Source organism: Komagataeibacter melaceti (assembly GCF_003403295.1).
Taxonomy (GTDB): Bacteria; Pseudomonadota; Alphaproteobacteria; order Acetobacterales; family Acetobacteraceae; genus Komagataeibacter; species Komagataeibacter melaceti.
This window is the reverse complement of sequence record NZ_QUWV01000231.1, coordinates 1-335: the sequence shown is the minus strand read 5'-3', so window position 1 is coordinate 335 and position 335 is coordinate 1. Positions and strand designations below refer to the sequence as shown.

The window sequence follows — 335 nt, the reverse complement described above, 5'->3', positions numbered from 1 at the left end:
ATATCATGCCGGGCGCTGGTTTGCGCCCGGCGACAACCCGTTACGGGTGGGGCCGGTTGCAGTCGGAAGCATTTATCAGCTCCCGACAACCCGCGGCGGTGGCCGCATGGAGCGGTGGATGGTCGAAGCGTTCCTCAATGGCGTGATGGCCGCAGCCGTGCGCAACCCCGCTACGGGCCGGTGGGAAGACCGGGTGATATCGGGACGTTCCGACAGGGCGGTCATCCGCCGCCTTGCCGATGACATGCGCCGCGAAATCGCCGTTCTCCGGCTGCTTCAACTCGATGACGAGGCGGGCGACATGAACCGCCCGACGTTGCCCGATGTGTGCCGCT

1 pseudogene is annotated in these 335 nt (G+C 66.3%); it reads left to right on the top strand.

Annotated elements, in window-relative coordinates:
• Window positions 1-118: 118 nt before the first annotated feature.
• Window positions 119-335, top strand: a pseudogene (locus DY926_RS17980) (hypothetical protein); the annotation flags it as partial.